This is a genomic window from Streptomyces toyocaensis, assembly GCF_000725125.1.
GTDB classification, from domain to species: Bacteria; Actinomycetota; Actinomycetes; order Streptomycetales; family Streptomycetaceae; genus Streptomyces; species Streptomyces toyocaensis.
In genome coordinates, this window is sequence record NZ_JFCB01000012.1 from 130,887 (window position 1) to 150,059 (window position 19,173).

At 69.1% G+C, this 19,173-nt stretch carries 19 protein-coding genes, 1 tRNA gene and 1 pseudogene; 13 read left to right on the forward strand and 8 right to left on the reverse strand.

The window, feature by feature from the left end; translation table 11 throughout:
• The first annotated feature begins 21 nt into the window (after nt 1-21).
• The 5 genes from BU52_RS15625 to BU52_RS15645 all read left to right on the forward strand — a co-directional run bounded on the left by BU52_RS15625 (nt 22) and on the right by BU52_RS15645 (nt 4,599).
• Nucleotides 22-969: a ScbA/BarX family gamma-butyrolactone biosynthesis protein gene (locus tag BU52_RS15625; RefSeq protein ID WP_037934161.1), complete on the forward strand. Its 948-nt coding sequence runs from the start codon at nt 22-24 to the stop codon at nt 967-969.
• A 10-nt stretch (nt 970-979) separates the two neighbouring features.
• On the forward strand, nt 980-1,915 hold the full coding sequence (locus BU52_RS15630) for an NAD-dependent epimerase/dehydratase family protein (RefSeq protein WP_078903258.1): 936 nt from the start codon (nt 980-982) through the stop codon (nt 1,913-1,915).
• Nucleotides 1,916-2,740: 825 nt separating this feature from the next.
• Complete coding sequence (locus BU52_RS15635) at nt 2,741-3,133, forward strand: pyridoxamine 5'-phosphate oxidase family protein (RefSeq protein WP_037934163.1); 393 nt, start codon at nt 2,741-2,743, stop codon at nt 3,131-3,133.
• Nucleotides 3,134-3,138: 5 nt separating this feature from the next.
• Nucleotides 3,139-4,146, forward strand: a complete 1,008-nt coding sequence (locus tag BU52_RS15640) for an acyl-CoA thioesterase (protein ID WP_063830009.1) — start codon at nt 3,139-3,141, stop codon at nt 4,144-4,146.
• A 380-nt stretch (nt 4,147-4,526) separates the two neighbouring features.
• A tRNA-Arg gene (locus BU52_RS15645) sits at nt 4,527-4,599 on the forward strand.
• Between the two features lie 146 nt (nt 4,600-4,745).
• On the opposite strand, the gene BU52_RS36325 is transcribed toward BU52_RS15645, so the two are convergent.
• Nucleotides 4,746-5,081, reverse strand: a complete 336-nt coding sequence (locus BU52_RS36325) for a hypothetical protein (protein WP_362266240.1) — start codon at nt 5,079-5,081, stop codon at nt 4,746-4,748.
• Here BU52_RS36325 and BU52_RS37145 point away from each other — a divergent pair.
• A complete protein-coding gene (locus BU52_RS37145; RefSeq protein WP_107061179.1) occupies nt 4,990-5,208 on the forward strand; it encodes a SipW-dependent-type signal peptide-containing protein in 219 nt (72 codons plus the stop codon). The two genes, BU52_RS36325 and BU52_RS37145, sit on opposite strands and share 92 nt — an antisense overlap.
• 125 nt (nt 5,209-5,333) lie before the next feature.
• Here BU52_RS37145 and BU52_RS15650 read toward each other — a convergent pair.
• From BU52_RS15650 to BU52_RS33615, 3 genes and pseudogenes are all read right to left on the reverse strand, one after another.
• Nucleotides 5,334-5,747, reverse strand: a pseudogene (locus BU52_RS15650) (tyrosine-type recombinase/integrase); the annotation flags it as partial.
• Nucleotides 5,748-5,998: 251 nt separating this feature from the next.
• A complete protein-coding gene (locus BU52_RS15655) occupies nt 5,999-6,547 on the reverse strand; it encodes a PIN domain-containing protein (RefSeq protein ID WP_200881196.1) in 549 nt (182 codons plus the stop codon).
• A gap of 58 nt (nt 6,548-6,605) precedes the next feature.
• Complete coding sequence (locus BU52_RS33615; protein ID WP_235216344.1) at nt 6,606-6,971, reverse strand: helix-turn-helix domain-containing protein; 366 nt, start codon at nt 6,969-6,971, stop codon at nt 6,606-6,608.
• A 560-nt stretch (nt 6,972-7,531) separates the two neighbouring features.
• Between BU52_RS33615 and BU52_RS36330 the strand changes: the two genes are divergently transcribed.
• The 5 genes from BU52_RS36330 to BU52_RS15685 all read left to right on the forward strand — a co-directional run bounded on the left by BU52_RS36330 (nt 7,532) and on the right by BU52_RS15685 (nt 11,469).
• A complete protein-coding gene (locus tag BU52_RS36330) occupies nt 7,532-8,083 on the forward strand; it encodes a hypothetical protein (protein ID WP_235216345.1) in 552 nt (183 codons plus the stop codon).
• A 268-nt stretch (nt 8,084-8,351) separates the two neighbouring features.
• Nucleotides 8,352-8,687, forward strand: coding sequence for a DUF5994 family protein (locus tag BU52_RS15670; RefSeq protein ID WP_235216346.1), 336 nt, complete (start codon nt 8,352-8,354; stop codon nt 8,685-8,687).
• A 129-nt stretch (nt 8,688-8,816) separates the two neighbouring features.
• The gene (locus tag BU52_RS15675) at nt 8,817-10,010 is read left to right on the forward strand and encodes a PP2C family protein-serine/threonine phosphatase (protein WP_037934171.1); all 1,194 of its coding nucleotides are present in this window, start codon (nt 8,817-8,819) and stop codon (nt 10,008-10,010) included.
• A 203-nt stretch (nt 10,011-10,213) separates the two neighbouring features.
• A complete protein-coding gene (locus BU52_RS15680) occupies nt 10,214-10,807 on the forward strand; it encodes a DUF5994 family protein (RefSeq protein ID WP_037934172.1) in 594 nt (197 codons plus the stop codon).
• 314 nt (nt 10,808-11,121) lie between these two features.
• A complete protein-coding gene (locus BU52_RS15685; protein WP_037934175.1) occupies nt 11,122-11,469 on the forward strand; it encodes an STAS domain-containing protein in 348 nt (115 codons plus the stop codon).
• A gap of 74 nt (nt 11,470-11,543) precedes the next feature.
• On the opposite strand, the gene BU52_RS15690 is transcribed toward BU52_RS15685, so the two are convergent.
• Entirely contained in the window at nt 11,544-12,026 is a 483-nt protein-coding gene (locus tag BU52_RS15690; RefSeq protein ID WP_037934360.1) for a DUF5994 family protein, read from the reverse strand.
• A gap of 578 nt (nt 12,027-12,604) precedes the next feature.
• Here BU52_RS15690 and BU52_RS32775 point away from each other — a divergent pair.
• Both BU52_RS32775 and BU52_RS15700 read left to right on the forward strand, forming a co-directional pair.
• The gene (locus BU52_RS32775) at nt 12,605-13,528 is read left to right on the forward strand and encodes a right-handed parallel beta-helix repeat-containing protein (protein ID WP_157847877.1); all 924 of its coding nucleotides are present in this window, start codon (nt 12,605-12,607) and stop codon (nt 13,526-13,528) included.
• A 61-nt stretch (nt 13,529-13,589) separates the two neighbouring features.
• A complete protein-coding gene (locus BU52_RS15700; RefSeq protein ID WP_037934177.1) occupies nt 13,590-14,657 on the forward strand; it encodes a hypothetical protein in 1,068 nt (355 codons plus the stop codon).
• A gap of 167 nt (nt 14,658-14,824) precedes the next feature.
• Here BU52_RS15700 and BU52_RS15705 read toward each other — a convergent pair whose 3' ends face one another.
• The 3 genes from BU52_RS15705 to BU52_RS36335 form a co-directional block, all read right to left on the reverse strand.
• Nucleotides 14,825-15,157 (reverse strand): DUF952 domain-containing protein, encoded by a 333-nt coding sequence (locus tag BU52_RS15705; RefSeq protein ID WP_037934179.1) that lies wholly within the window; start codon nt 15,155-15,157, stop codon nt 14,825-14,827.
• Between the two features lie 1,552 nt (nt 15,158-16,709).
• Nucleotides 16,710-16,916 carry a hypothetical protein gene (locus BU52_RS15715; protein WP_200881197.1) on the reverse strand — a complete coding sequence of 69 codons (207 nt, stop codon included), beginning with the start codon at nt 16,914-16,916 and terminating at the stop codon, nt 16,710-16,712.
• Nucleotides 16,917-16,931: 15 nt separating this feature from the next.
• Nucleotides 16,932-18,974 carry a PA14 domain-containing protein gene (locus BU52_RS36335; RefSeq protein ID WP_051858260.1) on the reverse strand — a complete coding sequence of 681 codons (2,043 nt, stop codon included), beginning with the start codon at nt 18,972-18,974 and terminating at the stop codon, nt 16,932-16,934.
• Between the last annotated feature and the right edge of the window lie 199 nt (nt 18,975-19,173).

A 19,173-nucleotide genomic window follows, 5' to 3' on the forward strand; every position in this document is an offset into this window, starting at 1 on the left:
GCACACAGACAGGTGTCTTGCATGTCGCGCACTGGCAGTATCGTTTTTCCTGATCAGCGCACCGCTAGGGGTGCTCGCCTCACCACCACGGTGCCCAGTGAGTACGTCCACCGCGCCGCCGTGTCCGAAGTCTTCCTCACCCACTGGGAAACAGACAGCACTGACCGCTTCTCCGTCACGGCCCAGTGGCCACGCGGTCATGCGCTGTTCATCCCCGCCAGCGGCTACCAGGACCCGCTCCTGCTGGTGGAGTCGGTCCGGCAGACGGGGGCGCTGCTCGCGCACGCCGAGTACGGCGTCCCCTTCGGCCACCAGTTCCTGATGTGGAACATGTCGTTCGCCGCGGACCCCGAGGCGCTCACGGCCGGGCCGAGACCGACCGAGGTCGTGTTACGAGCCGAGTGCCACGACATCGTCCGCCGGGGCGGGAACCTGGCGGGCATGCGGTACCGCGTGACGGTGGAACGCGACGGCATGCCGCTCGCCGTGGCCGCGGCCGCCTTCAACTGCACCAGCCCTGCCGTCTACCGGCGGCTGCGCGGGGACGCACTGGTCAGGTCGAGCGTGCCGGTACCGGCCGGCATAGCGCCGGAGACCGTCGGCAGAGCCGGCTCGCGCGATGTCGTGCTGGCCGCCACCGATCCGCACACCCCGCGCCGCTGGCAGCTACGTGTGGACACGGCGCACCCGATCTTCTTCGACCACCCGGTCGACCATGTGCCCGGCATGGTGCTCCTGGAGGCGGCACGGCAGGCCGCACACGCCGCGACCGGGATGTGCGACGCCCTGCCCGTCGGACTGGACAGCACCTTCGAGCGGTACGCCGAACTCGACGCGCCCTGCTGGATCGAAGCGGAGCCCGGCAGACCGGACGGCGACGGCCGCATACCGACGACCGTGCGCGGCACACAGCGCGGTGAGACGGTCTTCACCGCCACCGTGACCCTGTGCCCGCACCGGGCCCTGTGAGGAGTCGGCCGTGCCCACCGTGGTGATCACCGGCGCCGGCGGTTTCATCGGCCGCCATGTCGTCCGCGAGGCCGAACGCCGGGGTCTCGGTCTGCGGCTGACGGCCCATCGCAGCCAGGTGCGCGCAAGCACGCCGGGCACCGCGGTCGTCCCCGCGGACCTGACCGATCCCGGCTCGCTGCACGGCCTGTGCGACGGAGCCGATGCGCTGCTGCACTGTGCCTCGCAGATCGGTGGCCCGAACGCACGGTGCGAGGCGGTCAACGCCCGCGGCACCGCCGCGCTCGTGGCCGAGGCCCGCCGGGCCGGAGTCGCCCGCATCGTCCACCTCAGCACGGCTGCCGTCTACGGACGGGGCACCTTCCGCCGGGCCCGGCCGCAGGACCTGGACCGCGCGCCGGTGTCGGTCACCTCGCGCACCCGGGCGGCCGGCGAGGACGCCGTGCTGGCGGCGGGCGGCACGGTGGTCCGCCCGCACCTCGTCTACGGCGAGGGCGACACCCGGGTGGTGCCCGCGCTGGCCCGGATGCTGCGCAGCCTTCCCGGCACGGTGGAGGGCTGGCACGCACGGGTGTCCGCGGTCGCCGTCGGAGATCTCGCCCGGGCCCTGGTCGCCGCCGCCCTGGCACCCGGCGAACGGCTCACCGCGCCCGTCTACCACGCCTGTCATCCCGACCCGGTGCCCTGGCACGTCCTTCTGCGGGCGGTCGCCGATGTCGCGTCCGTCCCCTGGCCGGAGCGGGACCTGACCGTCGACGAGGCGTACGAGCGGTTGCGGGCGAACGGCGGCACCCGACACGACCTGGACATGGTGATCACCGACCACTGGTTCGACGGCGACCCGCTGTGGGCCGACCTCGACTGTGTACCGGGAGCCTTCAGCGAGCGCTTCACCCCGTGCGAGAGCTGGTACCGGCAGGCACTGGCCCCTGCAGCCGCCCCTTAGCCGGGCAGGCGGTACCCGTACACCCCCGTCCCGGTCGCACCCCGGACGACGACTCCGTCCAGCCGGGTCGGCACGGCGACCGGGCCGGGGGTCCGGACCGCCCGGTGGCCTGCTCGGACGGAGCCACGACCAGCCGCACCCGGTCGTGGCCCGCCTCCCGCACCGACTCCGCCACGTCCGGGCCGGGCACCGTCGGAGGCGAGGACGAGCAGCACCTGACGCCCCTCGAAAGGGCCGTGGCCGTGCCGGCGCCCCGGCACCAGACAGCCGACCGACGCCGAATTTTATTCGCCTTTCATGCGGCGCTGCGACGCTGGCAATGTCCAGCATCACAGCGTGTCCGTGCGACGACCGCGCGGAGAGCAGGAGAGCCCGTGACGATCACCGACATACGGCCCGCGGTCGCGACCCTCCCCGACGGCGTCCCGGAGGTGTACGAACGGCTCGCCGGAGGGCGGGGCTTCCGCCAGTCGCGGATCGGCGCGCGCAGCATGCCGCGCGTACTGCCACCGGCAGGTCCACGCCGGCAACGAGAGCAGCTCAGCCCGCGACCGGTGTTCCCCCGCCCGTGCCGTGCTCGACGTTCCAGTCGGATTTCGCGAAGGGCCCCATGGGCCAGGCCGCGCGGCAACCCGCGGCCGACACGCACATTCCACATCTGAGTCTTCACTCGGATTTCTCGATCCCGCACCAGGACATTCTGCCGGCGGCGCCGGAAAGGCATTCTTTCCCGCAGGCCGCTGTCCCGTTCCTCGAAACCGCGACCACTCGGGTCTGCCGGCACCCACTGCGGAGCCGATGTCCGACCACCCCTGGAGGCCTGCGTTGTCCACCCTTACCTGCGGCCGTCTCGACCTGCTCGAACGCCCCCTCCTCGTGCATCCGGCGACCCCACGGCCGGACGGCACACCCCAGTCCCACCCGATGCGGGCGCGCTGGGACAGAGAGCTGCTGTGGTCCACCAGCACGACCGGGCGGCGGAAGTACCGGAACATCACCGCCGAGCCGCCGGTCGCCGTCTCGGTCAACGACCCCGATCAGCCCTCCCGCTGCCTGGAGGCGCGCGAAATCGTCGAACGCATCGACCCGGATCCGGAGCGAACGCTGCTCACGGCCCTCACCGAGCTCCACGGCCGCGAGCTGAACGGTGCATGGCCCGGCGACGCCCCGGACCGGGCCGTGCCCGGTGTCCGTCCGGTCCGGACCAGTCGGCGGTGATGAGGATGACGACGGTACTTCCCCCCGCGGACGCGCCCGCGTGGTTGCTGATCGACTCGCTCGCCCTCGATGCGACGGCCCCGGACACCTTCCGCTCGCGCCGCACCGTCCCGGCGGATGTGTCCGCGGTGTTCGGCGGCCAGATCGTCGCCCAGGCGCTGAGCGCCGCCGCCCGCACCGTGCCACAGGGCCGCGCACCGCACTCGCTGCACGGCTACTTCCTCTTCCGCGGCGACCCCGCCCAGCCGATCACGTACCGCGTGGAGCGGCTGAGGGACGGCCACTCCTTCACCAGCCGGCGGGTGGTGGCGGTGCAGCCCGGCGGTCGTACGGAGAACGAGATCTTCCATCTGACGGCCTCCTTCAAGAGGACGTCGCGGCCGGGCGAGGACCACCAGATCGGCATGCCGGCGACGCCGCCCCCGCACCGCCTGCCTCACGCGGTCGACGAGCCTCCGGCAGAGGTGCATCCCAGGGTCATCCGGCTGCTGTCCGACCTGCGCGACGTCATAGACGTGCGCTACGTCCACGATCCCACGGGTGCCCCCACCGGTGTGCGGGCGGACGGGTCCGGCCCCGTCACCCGCGTCTGGTTCCGGATACGCGCGCTGCCGCCCGGGGCGGAATCCGCCGACCCCGCGCTGCACCACTGCCTCCTCGCCTACCTCTCGGACCTGACACTGCTGGACTCCGCATCCCCACACCACCGCACGGGCCGGCCCAACGAGGGGAACGGGACCGCGGCCAGCCTCGACCACGCCATGTGGTTCCACCGTCCGGTGAGCGCGGACGCCTGGCTGCTGTACGAGCAGCGCAGTCCGACCTCCGCCGACGGACGGGCCCTGGTCCACGCCAGGGTCTACACGGCCGACGGCACGCTTGCGGCGACGGTCGTCCAGGAAGGAGTCATGCGGCCAGGCCGGACCCCAGGCCCCACCCACCCCTCCGACGCACTCCCCGAGCCCGACATCGACCCCTTCTCCTGGGCGGTGGCCAAACCCGAGACGGACTGAACCCACGACTGTGAAACGTCGCCCCTGTCTCACTTCGGGCGGTCAAGGCATGTCGTGAGAGGTCGTGGAGATTCGCGTGAGGCACGTCAGCGAGCTCGCGCGGACGGTCTCCCTGACATCGCGGTCTGCCCGGAGCAACCGGCCGCGCCATGACCTCGCCGCCCGACCACCTCACCCACCGGCCTACCCACACCAGCGCCCGCCCGAGCCCCGATCCGGTACCCTGTGGGTCGAGCGCCTTGGTGGGCGCTGCGGTGCTCTGTCCCGGCCCTGCCGGTGCACGCCGCAGCCTCAGCCTCAGGACGCTCAGGGCTTGAGTGGAGAGACCCGGCAAGGTGCGCAGCTTCGCTGCATACCGGGCAAGGTTTCGATCATGCCCCGCCTTCGTAGCTCAGGGGATAGAGCACCGCTCTCCTAAAGCGGGTGTCGCAGGTTCGAATCCTGCCGGGGGCACAGCCAGAAGGGCCAGCTCAGGAGGGGTTTCCTCCCAGACTGGCCCTTCCACGTTTCAGGTGTCGTGCCATAGACGTGCCACTATGTCGCCGACGACCCGACCACGCATGGGCAGGAAGTCTTACAACAGACTCCCCGCCGCGAACTCACGGCGAGTGCCGGATGGTCTGCAGCAACCCGCCGGACCCATCATCGAGCACCCAAAATGACCAACCGTTGCGGTTCGGATTCACGCCCGGCTTGTAGTGCGTCACCACCGCTCGCGCTGCCCCAGTCGGCGTCTTGAAGCTTTGCCCTGCAAGCGGCCCCGATGTGATGTCGATCCGCTTCGTGTCCCGGTCATAGTTGCCGCGAGTCCGATGGCCTTCGTAGTCGACGTACACGCCAACCTTGCGCTCCTCGTCCTCCTTACTCGCTGCGGCCGGCACACTTGCGCTCTTCACGAGCCGAGCAACAACCTCGCCAGCAGTGGTACCGCCCATGCTCGCCGCGAACTCGATAGAGCGATACGTCTGTTCATCAACCTCAATAGTTGGGCTCATGCCCTCCCCCTTGCTAGTCGGCGTTGGCCACGCAAGACTAGCGCACCTGGAGACGCAAGAGACATAAAAAGCAGTTTTCAGCGAATCCTGCGAAGTGAGAGACCAGGCGCAGGACGAAAGGCCAGCTCACGAGAGGTGCCCTCTCGTGAGCTGGCCCATCACAGATCAGGCGCTGTGGCTACACACTCTCTGCTATCGCTGGTCGAGTCTCGCTCTCGCCGAGTCAGCCGCCGCTCCCCCACCGTCGCGGATCATGGCCCCGAGCCGGTCGGCGATGGCCCGGTCCCGGTCGCTGGTCATGTGCTGGTAGATCAGCGCGGCCCGGGAGCTGCTGTGCCCCATGCGCGTCATCAGCTCCCGCGTGCTGGCCCCGGCCGTGGAGGCCAGCGTGTTGCCCGTGTGCCGAAGATCGTGGAAGTGCAGCTCGGCTGTGACGCCCGCGCCTTTCCGGGCCTTGACCCAGTCGTCGCGGAAGTTGCTGCGCCGCAGTTGCCCGCACTGTGGCCCGACGAAGACGTGCCCGTCTCGGCCGGGAGCGGCGAAGTGCTCCAGGTGGTGCGTGACCGCGTCGAGCAGTTCGGCGGGGAAGGACACGGAGCGCACCCCGGTCGGTCGAGTTCTCGGTGGCCTGACCAGGTATCGAAGCTCCAGGTCAGCGCCCCCACTTCCCGGCCTCTCTCCTGCAGCGATGTCGCAGGTTCAAATTTTGCCTGGGGGCACCAGGTGCGGGGCCGCCCTGGGGTTTCTCCCGGGAGGCGTTCTCTTCGGCTCCGGCCCCGGACTCCTAGTCCGGGGCCGTCTGCGTGAGCATTCGGTTCCAGTCATCCACTGGCGAGCCGCCGTCGTACCGCCTGGCTTCAGTACCCGAGATGCTGCGTCAAGAGGTCGGCGAAGCCTGGTAGACCGGCCTTCGCGAGTCGGGCGATGGCATCAGTGATCGTGACGGGCGGGTTGCGCTTCTCTCCGGCAAGCCTGACTACCGTATCCACCACTTCATCCGGCACCTCGCCATACAGTCCACACAAGTACGAATCCGGGTCGATCACCCGCACTCCGCGCTCAGCCAAGTCACCCGCAGGGAAGTCGGCAAGGTTCCAGGTAACCAGCGCGGCGGCACCGGCAGCCACCGCTGCCGCCGCATGGTGCCTGTCGTCGGGATCATCGCCAGGCATCTCACCCACAAGATGCTCATAGGACGCTGCCGCGATTTCACAGTCAGCGAAGAAGCGTCGAACGGCATGGCCGACCGCGGCGGCCGACTTCGCTGAACGCCTGCCTTCCCGCACGATGACCCGCTCCCACTCCGCGAGGAGCCGCTCGGACCATACGATCTCGTGAACCGAGTCCTCCGTGAGGGCCAGCATCACGTCCATCACCGAAAACGGAAACAAGACGTTGGTGTCCACGAAGACCCGCGGTGTCACGCATCCCCCTTGTGCTTTGCCGCCGTCGGTGAGAACCGAATCAGATGGCTGATTCGGTGTCGTCCAACACATCGGCGATCTGACGTCGCCCCTCCCTGCGGCGCTCACGCCGCTGCTGGAACGCCAGCACATCAGCAAGGCGAACCACGCGGTGACTACTTCCGGGCAGATTCGTCGACGGGATGTCACCAGCATCAAGGAGACGGGTGACAAACGGTCGGGACAAGCCCAGAAGCTCAGCAGCCTCAGCAGGCGACAGCTGCACCTCGGAAGCCAGTATCGTCACCGCATGCCCGTGGGCCAGTTCGTCGGCGGAGGCGAGGAGAATGCGGACCAGTTCCCGTGGCAGCGCCAGCTCGCCACCGTCCGGGGTGCGCACCAGAACCTGGATCTGCTCTGGCTCCATTCGGGCAGTTGCGGCGAGGGCGCCCTGATGTGAGGGATTCGGTTCGACCTTCTCAGCACGGGCAAGGACGCTCGTACGAGCCACAGCCTCCTCCTATCACTGTTCCAGGCAAACCATCATCTGCAATAACTGTAACCGACGGGTCTTGCACGGACAACCGTGTGGTCACCAGGAGCGGTCACGATGGTCAGAGGACCTGCCTGGCGCTGTGACGAGGCCCCGATCAGCACACCCGGTGAAGGTGGGCAGGCCGGCCGGAGGCACCCTTTGGACGTCTGCCCAGTCCGGAGCTGTTTCCATGACATCCAACGCTGACATCAACGAAGCCGGACGGCAGCACACAGCGGCGCTCCTGGAGGACTGTCGGATGGGCCAACAGCGACGACAGAGGCCGACGTAGATCGAACTCCTAAAGCGGGTGTCGCAGGTTCGAATCCTGCCGGGGGCACAGAGAAACACCTGTTCAGAGGCCCTTCCGTCCGTCGGACGGGAGGGCCTTCGCACTCGCAGCACGCATATGGCACACACGGGCTGCGGCCAGAGGTGGGGAGCTGTGGGACATGCCCGCGAAGGACGAGCCGGCCCGGCGCCGGTACGAGAAGCTGGTGGAGCGGCTTGAGTCGCTGATGCAGGGCGCTTTGAAGCCGGAGTACCAGGGCTACTACGGGCAGTTGGTCCTCGGCGCGGACGATCTTGTGGAGATGGGCGAGGTCAAAGACGTCCGACGTGCTGCCAGGGAGGCGGGACGACGTCTTGGCTGGAAGGGGACCACTCACCTCGTCGGCGGAAGGCTCTTCGTCCTCGACGAGCGCGAGGTACCCGAGGAGATCGAGCGGCTGGCTGGGAATGCGGCCGCTGCTGCGATCGACCGGGCCTGGGAGGAAGGTCGCCGGCCGTCGTCCTCACCCAGGTCGTGGCCCATCCGCACGCACAGCACCGCGACATCGCCCGCCGGCTGCAGCAGCGTCTGCTCACAGATCTGCACTGCTTCCTCGGGGTCACCCTGCTGCATCCTGCCGACCGGAGAGGACAAGCCGCCTTCTCGTCCTGGGGCTGGCAGCACATGGGTGAGGTCGTGGGGCTGCATGGCGCCGTCGCCCCCTGCGCGCTGACCTTGTCCGCCGAAGGACAGCCCTTGGCACGCCGGTGATGCGGCAGTGCGATGGCTGCGCGCCACACCGCCTGCCACAGCCGGGAGTAATCTGAGACATACCGAGAACTTCCGGGCGCACAATGACGGCGGTGCCGTTCCCGGCGAGTGACACAACACGGGCAGCCGGAAACCGCACGGTCCGGAACGGGATCGCACGATGAACGCCAGAACTGAAGCTGCCCGTACTGGTCGGCTCCTTGGATCCGGGCATCGGCACCATCACCCGCGTGACCGTGGGGACGGCCGCTTGGCCCGATGCCCCGCAGGAGGTGATGGCACCCGGCCACGTGATCGAGGTGGTGCTGACCGATTCCGCCGCCGAGGCGCATGTCATCACCGTGGACTGCGGCACCGTGGGGCGCTGGGAACTGCTGGTGATCCCCCCGGACGAGCCGGCCCGAGTGGCCACCCAGGCTGCTGACCGCTGCTACCGACCGCTGCTGCCGACCGCCGCTGCCGACCCCGCGAACCCACTGTCGGCTCCGCGCCTGCCGGCACTCGCCGAGAGCGGCCTCGACGGACAGGACGCAGGGGAGTCGGAAGGAGGAGCGGGACCCAGGTGAGCAGCCCGGCCGGCTTCGCTCGACCGGCGGGCCGGGCATGCACGACCGCATGATGGAGCCATGGCACCGACAGATCCGTCGTCATCCCGGCCCGCCCCCTCCCGAAGCGTGACCGCGGAAGGTGACGGGATGGCGGCAGGACGGCGCCCGGACCGGTCCGAAAGCTTCGGGGAAGCGCTCCTCGGAAAGATCCTGGACAGCGCGCACGAACTCCCGCCCCATCTCATCGGGCCCCTGGTCGCCGACGTGATGGAGCGGCTCGGTGGCCGCCGTCCGCAGGTGCTGTTGCAGGACTACGGCCAGTTGGCGCTCGTACCACTGCCCGGTGAGGGACTCACCGGCGGGGAACCCCAGCTGATCGACGACTCCTATGCGGGCCGCTGCTTTCTCGACGCCATCCCTGTCGAGGTGCCCCAGGAGGACGGCGTCCGGGTCCATCTGCCCCTGCTGGACGGCGGTGACCAGGTGGGGGTCATGGCGGTGACGCTGGACAGCGTCGATGACGACGACCGCCGCCTGCTGCTCAGAATCTCCGGCCTGGTGGCCGACCTGCTGGTGACCAAGCACGGCTATTCCGACCTGTTCTTCGACGTCCGACGCGATGAGGGGATGAGCGTCGCCGCGGAGATCCAGTGGTCCCTGCTGCCACCGCTGGCCATGATCATGCCCCGGGTCGCCGTCGCCGGAATCCTGGAACCCGCCTACGCCGTGGGCGGCGACAGCTTCGACTACGCGCTGAACGGCGACGTCCTCCACGTGGTCATGATCGACGCGATGGGGCACGGACTGGACGCGGCCACGATGGCCACCGTGGCCATCGGCGCCTACCGCCACGCCCGCCGCGCCGGCATCGGACTGTCGGAGATCTACGCGTTCATGGACCGCGCCGTGGCCGAGCAGTTCGGTCCCGAGCAGTTCGTCACCGCGCAGATCCTGCAGCTGGACACAACGACGGGACAGGTGCAATGGGTCAACGCCGGACACCCGCCGCCGATCCTCGTCCGCGACCACCGCGTCGCACAGCGTCTGGTCGCCCCGACGACCCTTCCCGTCGGCATGGGCGGTTCGGAGCCTCGGGTGAGCGAACTGAGGCTGGTGCCCGGGGACCGAGTCCTCTGCTTCACCGACGGAGTGGTCGAGGAACACAAGAGCGGCGGGGAGGAGTTCGGGGAGGTCCAGCTGATCGACTGTGTGAACCATCTGGAGAGGACCGGCCGCGGCATCCGGGCGGTGACGCGCTCCCTGTCCCACACGCTCAAACGGGCGCGGGGCGGACAGACCAGCGACGACGCGACGCTGCTCATGGTGGAGTGGCGCGGCTGACCTCTCGTCCGCGCCGTCCGTGACTGTTGCACGGCGGCAGGTACCGCACATCCGTGCGGTACCTGCCCCTCGCCGCCGGTGAACGCGGAGTAGTGTGGGCAGTACCGAGGGCATCTCGCACACCGGCTTCCACGCCGGGTCGTCCCCGGCGAAGGACGGCACCCGGGCCGTCGCACAGGTGGCCCCGGAGACAGGTCCGCATCATGTCGGCGACCTTTTACCCCACCCAGCCCCGTGAGCCCGTCGCAGCCCCGGCCGTGCGTCTCGCGCTGAAGACCGACGGCGCCTCCCGCGGGCTGCTGGACGGAGCCTGGTGGCCCCGTTCCCGGGACCTGCTGAGTGAACTGCCGGCACTCACGGACGTGTTGGACCCCCTGTGGGGCCGCATCACCCGGATCGCCGTCAACCCGGAGCACTGGCCGGTCATGCCCCGCGAGATCCCCGTGAGCGGGCACACCGTCAAGGTCGGCTGGTTCACGTCGGAGATCGACCCGCACAAGCTGCTGCTGCTCTCCTACGGCACCGGGCGCTTCGATCTCCTCGTCATCCCGCCCGGGACCGGGGCGGAGTCTGCGGCCCGGCTGCTGGCAGCCGCGTCCGACCACAACGGCCCGCCCCTGACCGCCGGCGCGCTGATCGCCGCGGAAGGGGCCCGGCACGCCGTCTCCCCCACCGGCCAGGCACTGGACCCGGACGAGGCATGGGAGTACGAGGGCGGCGCCCCGGCGGTGTCCGCGGCCGTCACCGGACAGAGCGGTCCGCCAGGGCCGGCCAGCCGGCTGATCATCGGTATGTGAGGTGGCCGCATGAACGCCTTCCTGACGGCCATCGCTTTCCTGGTCCTCGTCGCAGTGGCGGCGTACGTGATCCACCGGCTAGGGCTCCAGCACGCCGACAGGATCGCGGCGTACCGGTACAGCACCCCCCGGCCCGGTCGCCATGGTCGTGGCGCGCCCCAGCCGCACCCCGCACCATGGGTCGGCATCCAGGCGTCCGACAGGCCACCCACCCGGCCCGCCCCACCACCCACCCGGCCCGCGGTGACGCGAGCCCGGGGCGTGGGCGCAGGCTCTGGGGCACCCGAGAATCCGAGCATCCGAACCGAGGCGTCATGACTCCTCCGCGGGTGAACATCTACCGGCACGACCGGGGCGCGCGGGCCCTGGTCACCCTGGCCGGTGTGATCGACCCCGTCACCGCGCCCCGGGTGCGCGCCGCTCTGGAGCAGTGTCTGCGGGACGGCATCACCCTCATCGACGTCGATCTGACCACCGTCGACCACTGTGACGACAGCGGCCTGCGCGTCTTCCTCGACGTGTCGGAGCAAGCCGCCGAGGCCCAGGCGTTCCTCCTGCTGCACCACCCCTCCCCGCAGACCGAACGACTGCTCATGGACACGGGCTCCGATGGTCTGCTCTACCCGACGAGGCCGGGAGGGGCGCGCCCTCAGCGGGCTTGACGTCGGCAGAAGCGCCCCGGGAACGGCCCGCCGGACGGAGGGTAGGTGCGCCGGTCGCGCCCCTCGCCGCCCCCTCAGCCCAGAGGACCGCGCCCGCTCCCCGTGTCGATGAGGATCTGTTCCGCGTCGCGGACGTTGTCCGCCCAGACCGCCTGGGCCATCGCGGCACGGGCGGCATCCGGTGCCGTGTCGGGCGGGACGACCAGCAGCGAGAAGATGTCCCGGTCCCCCCGGGTGACCAGGACCGTGTCGTCACCGACCGGGAAGGAGTCGATGCGCACCACGTGGTCGTCCACGACGATACGCGTCGGGAGACCCTCCCAGGCGGCGGCATCCAGCCCCACACGGGACACGGGGCCGAGGTGGGCGACGAGGGCACTCAACAGGGCGGGCAGCTCGGCGCCGATGTCGCGCGAGCGCGGCCACCACGCGCCGTCGAGGACGCCTTTGCGTGATGCGGTCGTCTCCAGCCGGAGAAGCGCAGATCCCGGTCGCACGGCCTCGTGGACGCCACTGGGCAGACGCCGGGGAACAGGTGGTGTATCCGAGCTGGTCATGATGACCACCCGTCCGTAGGGCCGGTGCGACGGCGGGACTCCGCCCGCAGCTCCCACGCTACTCCTGGCTCCACACGCACCGACGCCCGCAAGATCGCCCGTCCTCTCGCCCGCCCCCGAGGGAACGGATCCAGCACACATGAGGTCGGGAAGCCCCATGAACACTGGAGAACTACGGAGTGGTGTTTTCCCGGGCCAGAGGCACCCCGACCGACGTTTCGGCAGGTCACAGCCCTGTTCAAGGAAAACTCCCGAAGCGGGTGTCGCAGGTTCGAATCCTGCCGGGGGCACAGCGAGAAGGGCCAGCTGAGGAGGGGGTTCCTGCCAGGCCGGCCCTTCGTCGTGTCCAGGGTCGTGCCACACGCGTGCCAGTAGGCCGTTTCCTGCGGATCACCTCGCCGACCCAGTGGCGCCGGACGGGCATGCCTGAGCTGACCTGGTGAGTGCCGGTAGGGCAATCGGTGGATCCTTCTTTCCTCATGGCGATTTCGGTCACCCCACTGGACATGACGTCTGCGAATGCATGTCCCAGCGGCGCCAGGCGCAGGGAGCCCATGCGCACGAAACGGAGACGTCTCATGCCCATCCGCACAGCAGGACGATCCCGCCGGTGGCTTCCCGTCACGGCGACGGCGGCAGCACTGGTGGGTGGCCCGCTGGCCCCGGCTGCTCCCGCCGTCGCGGCACCCATCGCCACGGTCCGCTGCCCGGCCCAGAACCTGCAGACGGCCATCGACGACGCCCGCCCCGGATCGACGCTACGGGTGACCGGGACCTGCACCGGCAACTTCACCATCACCAAGAACCTGACGCTCATCGGTCTCGGTGCGACGCTCGACGGGGGTGGTACCGGCACCGTCGTGACCGTCCTCGCGGGGGTTCGGGCACAGCTGACCGCCCTGACCATCACCCACGGCGGCCGCCCCGCGACCGGCTACGGCGGCGGCATCTACAACGACGGCGGCACGGTGACACTGACCCGTTCCACCGTGCGCGACAACGTCGCGGGCCAGGGCGGCGGCATCTACAACTCCATCGGCGGCACTGTGCGGTCGAATCTGTCGCAGGTGCGCGACAACACCGCGGACACCGGAGGCGGCATCTTCAACTTCGGCACGATGACGCTGACCGGCTCCGCTGTGACCGGTAACACCTCGAAGACCTTCGGGGGCGGCATCTTCAATATCTTCGCCTCGTTGCGGCTGAATCTCTCGCAGGTGCGCGACAACACCGCGACGAACGGCGGCGGCATCTACAACGAAGGCGGTCCGATGCAGCTGGACCTGTCACAGGTGCGCTCCAACGTCGCGAGCGGCAACGGCGGCGGCATCTACACTCGCGGCGAGGCGACACTGACCAGATCCGCGGTGACCCGCAACACCGCGAGGGACGGCGGCGGCATCTACAACCGTTCGGTGGTGCGGCTGATCCTCTCGCGCGTCTTCGCCAACACCCCGAACAACTGCGCCCCGCCCGGCAGCGTGCCCGGCTGCACCGGCTGACCGGCCGAACCAGTTCAGAGCAGGCGTGATTTCACCGAGACCCGACGAGCCGGGAGAGCCCATGCCGTCCTTTTCCGCGCGCGCCCTGCGCACCATTGTTGCCTCGGCCGTACTGACGACCCTCTCGGGTGTCACGGCTGACGCCGCCGAGTCCCACACCAGGATGGTCCCCTGCCACGACAACGCCGCGCTGATCAGCGCTGTCAACGAAGCCAACGCTGCGGGCTCAGGCGTCATCAGACTCGCCCGGAAGTGTACGTATATCCTGAGTCGTGCCTTTCCGGGCGACTACGGAGACAACGCGCTGCCCGCCATCACCGGCAACATCACCATCGAAGGCAACGGGGCCACACTGGCCCGTGCCAACACCGCTCCCGACATGCGCATTCTGCAGGTGAGCGGTCATGGCGCCCTGACCGTCGAGAACACCACTCTCACCAACGGCAAGCTGGACCCGAACTTCTCCTTCGGTGGTAACGCCTTCGTCTTCGTGCCCACCGCGAGCCTCAAGCTGGTGCACAGCCGGCTCACTCATGGATTCGCGCGATGGGGCGGAGGCGTACTCAACGACGGCCCGCTGGAGATCGACCACAGCCAGATCACCCGCAATTCCACGAGTTACGGCGGGGGCGGGATCTGGAACCGGTGGACCCTGCTGGTGAAGGCCAGTGAGATCACCGCCAACACCGGAGCCGTGGAGATCGGAGGTATCGCCACCGGCGGCTCGACTCCGGGCCCGACGGCGACCGCGACCGTGCGGTCGAGCAGGGTGTCCGACAACCGAGGCAGCGGCATCGCCACCGACGTCCACATGACCACCGATGTGATCGACAGTGTCGTGACAGGCAACACCGGTACCGCGGCAGTCCCCGGAGGCGGAGTCGACAACGAGGGAACGACGACACTGACGCGCAGCCAGGTAGTGGGCAATCATTCCCCCAGCACCGGCGGGGGCATCTACAACGTGGGAACCCTCCGGCTCGTTCGTACCTCGGTGTCGCGCAATACCGCCGGAACAGACGGCGGCGGCATCTACAACGCGATTCCAGGGACCGTCACGTTGCGGCACAGTGCCGTGTACGGCAACCGGCCCAACAACTGTGCCCCGCCCGGTACCTGCCCGCGCTGACCGCGAGGAGTACTGCCAGAGCGACCCGCCCGCCTACCGGGCGGGTCTTCGACGCACTCGGGAAGATTCTCGTCAGCGGTGCTCTGGCGGACCTGCTCTCACCGCCAGCTCTTCCGGCCCCTCGGTCATCACCAACACCAAGCGGCGGCGCACCTCTCCCTGTTCGCTCACCCCCAGGGCTCGACGCCTACCACGGCCTCGACCGGCACTGCCCCGTACACGTGCGGGAACTCCTCGCCGTTCGGCGGCATGGCCTCGTACCTCAGCGGGACATCGAGCCGGGCCGGGTCCACGACCAGCACCACCAACTCGTCGGGGCCGTCGTAGCCGCCGTAGAGGAAGGCCGCGATACGCCGGAGCTGGTCGCGGGTGGAGAAGTGGACGAATCCCTCCTGTTGGAGCGTGCGGCCGCGGGTGGACATCTCGTAGGTGCCGGACTCACGGGCCGCCTCCCATAGAGAGCGCTCGGTGATGTGCACGATGTGCTGAGGCTTCGACATGCGGCCACGCTACGGGCCCCCGGCCCTGCCGCGCAGCTGTAAATTGCGTTGGTCCGGCAGGCTGAGGGACCGGGTGACGGTCGACGCATAGGCGGTGTGGCTACGGTCGCGCCTCCGCGCGCCGACAAACGCTCGGGCCGACGAACGTACCCGTCACCTGGGCAGGAGCGGGACACGCATGGTGGGAAGCCCGTCTCAATTGCCATCTCATCACCATCGTTCGGAGCCGACCTCGACGGTACGCCGAGGTTGGTCAACTTCGATCGGTGGTCTGGCATGCACGCAGGTGAACGGCCTCGGACTTCTCGTCGGGGAACCGGGCCTTACCGCCGCAGTACTCACAACCGCCTTGGCCCGATCGCATGTTGTCTAGACGAGGACGGACAACGCTCCAGCAGCGGAGGCACCAAGCGCGGACCGACTGCTTTACATCGTGGATGACCTCCATCGGCAGCACACGGCCACGGACGATCACGTCCGCACGACGCTCATCCGCTCGCTGTTTCTTGCGACAGTGCCCACAACCAGCGCCCCCGTATACCGGGTTACGGATGTAGCTGAGGTACACGTTGAGCGGGGTCTCATGGCCAGGGCAACGCCTGTTGAGGCACCGCGCCCGCCACGGTAACGATGTGCGCCCAGGATAAGGCTCCATTGGTTCGCACCCAGCCTCCCTGAGTTCCGTCGCTGCTACGGCCTCATCGGTCTTATATCTCTTTGGCACAGGCGCATCCTGGCATCGAGCACTGACGCAAGGCCGCCGAGGCGGTCTCCTGGGAGACAGCGGACTGAGCCGTGGTTGAGGCATACGGTCAATGCCTCCGAACGCACGTGAGCGTCTAGCTGCGTGACAACGCCAACGGACAGCGGCGGACAAGCACGGACGTCAGCGGACCATCGCAGCAGGTGGAGGGCACACTGGCCGCTGGCCGAGCCCCCGCCCAAGTTGCTTCGGGACGAAGAAGCCAGGGAGCGGTGCTGTAGCGGGTATGTTGCCCGTGCTGGTTCGGGACGCTGCGGGACGCGGGGGCAAGCACGTGGACGAAGACGAGATCAGGCGCGCGGTGGCACGGGGCGTGCGTGACTACGAAAGGTCTCGACCGAAGCCCAAGGGAATCATCGCTGAGACGGAGAGTGCGGTAGGCGGCTGCGTGGCGATGTTCCTGATCGCCCTTGTGATTCTGGGTGTCGTTGCTGCCTGCAATAGGTGACGTCCGGGTCAGGCCTTCGCCAGCATGTTCGACGGCAGTGACGGCAACGCCGACGGCAACGGTTGGGGAGGGCGGCCGTGGCCGCACGGGAAGCCGAGCAGGGAGCCCAGGCAACCGTCTTCACCTCGGACACCGACGATCTGAACCAGCTTCTCGCAGGCCGCCCCGTACGGATCGAGAAGGTCTGACGGGACACGTGCACCTCGCTCGGGTTGCTCGCCGGCTTCCGCCGGGCAACCCGCGCCTTCACCGGACGGCACCCACCAGCACGCATTCAACACGTTTGTGAACCTGCCTAGTTGCTTTGCAGGGCTGCACCACGGCGCGGGACCAGACGGTGTTCACTGCGTCCACACCCGCTGGAACTCTTCGGTCGGGACAATCTCCAGCAGGTCCTCTTCAGGGTTGATCGCCTGGTCTGTCAGGCCGCCGTGCTCGTCTTCCAGGTGCTCCCAGCTGTACCGATGGAGCCGACCGGCCGAAGTCAGCTCGGTTTGCCTGATGGCGACCAACTCGCCGCGGTCGGGCACGGCCTCGATGTACCACAAGCCACAGACCTCCAGCTAGACGCGGTCCTGGAAGACGGTGTACCAGGGGTACGTCCCCACCACGGCGCCGTCGGCCGTCACGGCCTGAAGCGTGTAGAAGTATGTGTTCCCCTTCGTCGCCGTGGCGTCCTCCCACGTCCGGGCGTCCGCCGGGAGCAGTCCGTCGTGCTGGGGCTCGTACGCCTTGGTCACCGGGTTCCATCGGCTCACGCGGTAGCCGGTGACCGTGGCGCAGCGGGTCGTGTCGGTGCACTGCCAGTCGACGGACGGACGAGTGGTCGTCCGGTTGTGGCCCAGGCTGCCGAGGCTCCAGTCCCGGGTGACGGTCACGGACGGCCGGACGTCGAGCTCGGTGGCCTCGACCACGGTGACCTTCGGGTCGCTCGGGTGCAGCGTGTTGCCCCAGTGGTCCTTGGCCGTCACCGCGTACACGTGCGCCTCGCCGTCCGGCAGGTCGCCGCAGAGGATCGCGAGCCAGTTGCTCGTGCCCTCCGCGCAGGTGGCGGGGCCGAGCCACTTGACCGTGCCGTCGGCCTGCCGGACGCCCGTCCAGACCACGTACTCGTCGATGTCGTCCTCGGGCGAGGCGGCCCAGCTCACCAGCATGCCGTCGTTGCGCGGGGTGACCTTCACGCCGGTGACCGGGCCGGGCGCCACGGTGTCGCCGGTGCGGACGACGACCGGCGCGGAGTACGCCGACTCGTTGCCGTACGGGTCCACCGCCGTGACGGCGTACGTCACGTACGTGTTCGCGGGCATGTCCACGTCGTGGCAGTTGCCGCCGTTGCCCGCCTCGTGGCTCTCCTCCGCGACGCAGGTCACCTGGGTGCGCGCGGTCGGGTCGAACGTCTTGCCGGGCGAGCGGTACACGCGGTAATGCCCGCCGTTGTCCCAGTCCTCGTAGAAACCGTCGGGCTGGCTCCAGTGCACGTTGGTGTAGCCGGGACGGGCGCCGGCGGTGACGCCGGTCGGGGACTTCGGTGGCATCCGGTCGACGCCGTCGCTGGTGACCGTCGCGTACGCCCCCGGGTTGCCGGCTGCGTCGAGGGCCCGGACCCGGTAGTACGTGTTCGTGTTCACGGCGCCGCTGGTCCGGTACGACGGCGTGGTCGTCGTACCGCGCAGCTCGAACGGTCCGGCAGCCGCGGACGAGGCGTACACCTCGTACTTCGCCGTGTCGGCGACTCCCTGCCACTTCAGGGTGTCCCACCACCCGTCGCCGGTGGCGACCGTGAGTCCGGTGGGGGCTGCCGGCCCGGTGCGGTCGACGGTCGTCGCCGTCACGTCCGGGCTGCCGGCGGACTCGCGGCCGGCCTTGTCGACGGCGCGGACCTCGTAAAGGAAGGTCTGGCCGGTGGCGGGCGGGGCGTCGACGAAGGACCGGGTGGTCAGCAGGGACGTCCCGCTGACCTTGACCCAACTGGTGGCGCTCAGCCGGCGGTACACGCGGTACCCGGCGAGGTCCATCTCCTTGTTGGCGGTCCAGCGCAGGGTGGTCTTGGCCGTCGTCCAGTCGTACGCGGCGGTGAGTCCGGTCGGGGCGAGCGGCTTGACCGTGTCGACGGCGGCCTCGGTGCGCGGGGTGTACGTGAAGGCGGCGTTGGCGACGCCGGTCCATGCGACGTAGTCCACGCGGAGCGTGTGCTTGCCGGCCGGGATGGTCAGGTCGACGGTCTTGCGGGCGGTTGTGGAGACGTTCTTCCACAGGTCGATCTTCCGCACACCGTCGACGTAGACGCGCATGCCGTCCTGCGTGGCGGCGGAGAGCCGGAAGGGGCCGCCGGAGCCGAAGTCCCGGGTGAGGGACCAGCGGACGGAGAAGTTGTCCTTGGGCAGCGTTACGCCGGCCGGGTCGCCGTACCCGTAGTTCTCGCTGATGGCGGTGTCGCAGGCGGTGAGCTTCGGCGTGCCGCTGAAGGTGGAGTTGCCGAAGTACTGCGCCCTCCAGACGGGAGAGGTGCAGGTGACCGCTGCGGAGGCGGGGGCGGCGGTGATCAGGCCGCCGGTGGCGGCGAGCGCCGCCGTCGCGGCCAGCGCGGACAGCCGGGTACGAGTCATCACAGAGAGTGGGCCCCTTCTGGACCAAGGGAAAGCATGTGAAACGGGCGCCTGTGTGACTCATGAGGCGGGTGCAGGGTTGCCCCCGCCCGCTCACCGTTCACCACGGACGTTCGCCACACGTCGGCCGTACCGGTGGATGTCAAGGGAAAGCGCTGACCGGCCGGGATGCCGGACAGGCGACGGGCCTCCTCAAGCG

Bases quoted from the DNA above. Each gene is read 5' to 3' on its own strand.
- BU52_RS15705 (WP_037934179.1), bottom strand. From the start codon at position 15,157: ATGTCGAAGCCTCAGCACATCGTGCACATCACCGAGCGCTCTCTATGG.
- BU52_RS15640 (WP_063830009.1), top strand. From the start codon at position 3,139: ATGACGACGGTACTTCCCCCCGCGGACGCGCCCGCGTGGTTGCTGATC.
- BU52_RS36335 (WP_051858260.1), bottom strand. From the start codon at position 18,974: ATGACTCGTACCCGGCTGTCCGCGCTGGCCGCGACGGCGGCGCTCGCC.
- BU52_RS15685 (WP_037934175.1), top strand. From the start codon at position 11,122: ATGACTCCTCCGCGGGTGAACATCTACCGGCACGACCGGGGCGCGCGG.
- BU52_RS15675 (WP_037934171.1), top strand. From the start codon at position 8,817: ATGGCGGCAGGACGGCGCCCGGACCGGTCCGAAAGCTTCGGGGAAGCG.
- BU52_RS36325 (WP_362266240.1), bottom strand. From the start codon at position 5,081: ATGGGCGGTACCACTGCTGGCGAGGTTGTTGCTCGGCTCGTGAAGAGC.
- BU52_RS15700 (WP_037934177.1), top strand. From the start codon at position 13,590: ATGCCGTCCTTTTCCGCGCGCGCCCTGCGCACCATTGTTGCCTCGGCC.
- BU52_RS36330 (WP_235216345.1), top strand. From the start codon at position 7,532: ATGCCCGCGAAGGACGAGCCGGCCCGGCGCCGGTACGAGAAGCTGGTG.
- BU52_RS33615 (WP_235216344.1), bottom strand. From the start codon at position 6,971: ATGGAGCCAGAGCAGATCCAGGTTCTGGTGCGCACCCCGGACGGTGGC.
- BU52_RS32775 (WP_157847877.1), top strand. From the start codon at position 12,605: ATGCCCATCCGCACAGCAGGACGATCCCGCCGGTGGCTTCCCGTCACG.
- BU52_RS15625 (WP_037934161.1), top strand. From the start codon at position 22: ATGTCGCGCACTGGCAGTATCGTTTTTCCTGATCAGCGCACCGCTAGG.
- BU52_RS15680 (WP_037934172.1), top strand. From the start codon at position 10,214: ATGTCGGCGACCTTTTACCCCACCCAGCCCCGTGAGCCCGTCGCAGCC.
- BU52_RS15690 (WP_037934360.1), bottom strand. From the start codon at position 12,026: ATGACCAGCTCGGATACACCACCTGTTCCCCGGCGTCTGCCCAGTGGC.